Below are 1,374 nucleotides of genomic sequence, written 5' to 3'. Positions count from 1 at the left end.
CGAGGCGCGCGCGGTAGACGTTCCACTGCGCGGCGACGGCGGCGTCTGCGGTGACGGCGGCCCGACTGTCGGTCGCCTGGTCGGTGGTTTCGGTCGCTTCGGTGGTGGCGGTGTCTGGGTCCGTCGTCGCGGCGTTCTCGCCGCCGGCATCGGCGTTACAGCCGGCGATGGCGGTAGTCGCGACAATCGCGCTCGCGGACTTGAGGAACTGTCGGCGTCCGTGCATGGTTTTAGGCTCGCCTAAAGGACGAAAAGCGTACCGGTTTTTCGGCGAGCCTAAAACTACTCGAAGTCGCCGTTCCGGATCCGTTGCTCTGCGGCGTCCAGGGCCGCCCCCCGGTCGAACTCCGCGACGATTTGCCGTAGTTCGTCGCGGCTCGCGTCCCGCAAGGCGGTCGCGTGCTCGGTGATCGCGGGAATCGCGCGGATGATGTTGTCCACGATCGGGACGGCGGCCGTCTGGGCGGACCGCGACATCGGGTTCAGGTCGACGACGAGTTCCGTCTTCCCCATCTCGGCGAGGGCTTCCGCCCGGTCGCCGTCTTCCAGTGGGACCAGGACCACGTCCGCCGCGTAGATCCCGTCGCCGTCGACTTTCGCACGCTCGTGGGAGAGGCCCGGGATGGTCGCGTCCGCGTTGAGCCCCTTCACGTCCTCGGCGCCGTGGTCGCGGAGGTGGTCCGCGATCCGCTGCATCCGCTGTTCTGTCCGGTTGAAGAGATTGACTTCGATGTCCGCGCCCGTGACTTCGGCTAAGGCGACGATTTCGCCGGGGACCAGCGCCGCCACGTTTCCGTTGACGGACAGCACGGGGTGGTCGGCGAGCAGGAGGTGGGCGGCCGCAACGCGCTCGGCGCCGTCAGCGGTGGGGGTCGTCTCCTCGCCGAGCAGGTAGTCGAACGCTTCGCCGCGGCCCTGCGCGATGAGTCCCTGCTTGGAGGTGATGCCCTGCTCCACGCCCGCCTCGATGCGGTGGCGCGTCACCAGCGAGTCGTGGCGGGGGTGGTCGTCGGGAATCTCGGCCATACCCACTCTCGCTGCCCGTCGCGCAAAAGTCGACCGCTTGCGGAACGTCGCTCACAGCCGCGCTGGCGCGCACGGACGCCTATGGATCGAGCGTCGCGCCCGCCGGATGGACCCGACAGACCTCGGGGTCGTACCCGGCGTCCGTGAGCCCCGTCCCGACCGCGAACACTGTCCGCCCGAGCATCGCCATCGCGGCGTCGCCGCCGGTGTCCGTGACCGCGTCGATGGTCTCCGCGACCGCCCCGTTCAGCAGTTCGGCTTCCCTCGAGAACTCCCGGACAGCCGCATGAACCGCGGGAGTGTCGGCTCCGCGCGGCAGGCGGTCGAGCGCGCGTCGCCCGCCGACGA

At 69.7% G+C, this 1,374-nt stretch carries 2 protein-coding genes and 1 pseudogene; all 3 read right to left on the bottom strand.

Features of this window, described 5'->3' with window-relative positions; all coding sequences use genetic code 11:
• Positions 1 to 226, bottom strand: a 226-nt coding sequence (locus tag GRX66_RS19045; RefSeq protein WP_159527849.1) for a hypothetical protein, incomplete at its 3' end; no start/stop codon positions are given.
• Between the two features lie 56 nt (positions 227 to 282).
• Positions 283 to 1,026 (bottom strand): 4-phosphopantoate--beta-alanine ligase, encoded by a 744-nt coding sequence (locus tag GRX66_RS19040; protein ID WP_159527848.1) that lies wholly within the window; start codon positions 1,024 to 1,026, stop codon positions 283 to 285.
• A 79-nt stretch (positions 1,027 to 1,105) separates the two neighbouring features.
• Positions 1,106 to 1,374 (bottom strand): annotated as a pseudogene (locus GRX66_RS19035) (pantoate kinase); the annotation flags it as partial.

The sequence above is a fragment of the Halobacterium bonnevillei genome, assembly GCF_009831555.1.
Lineage (GTDB): Archaea > Halobacteriota > Halobacteria > Halobacteriales > Halobacteriaceae > Halobacterium > Halobacterium bonnevillei.
This window is presented reverse-complemented; position numbering and strand designations above follow the sequence as displayed.

Bases quoted from the DNA above. Each gene is read 5' to 3' on its own strand.
- GRX66_RS19040 (WP_159527848.1), bottom strand. From the start codon at position 1,026: ATGGCCGAGATTCCCGACGACCACCCCCGCCACGACTCGCTGGTGACG.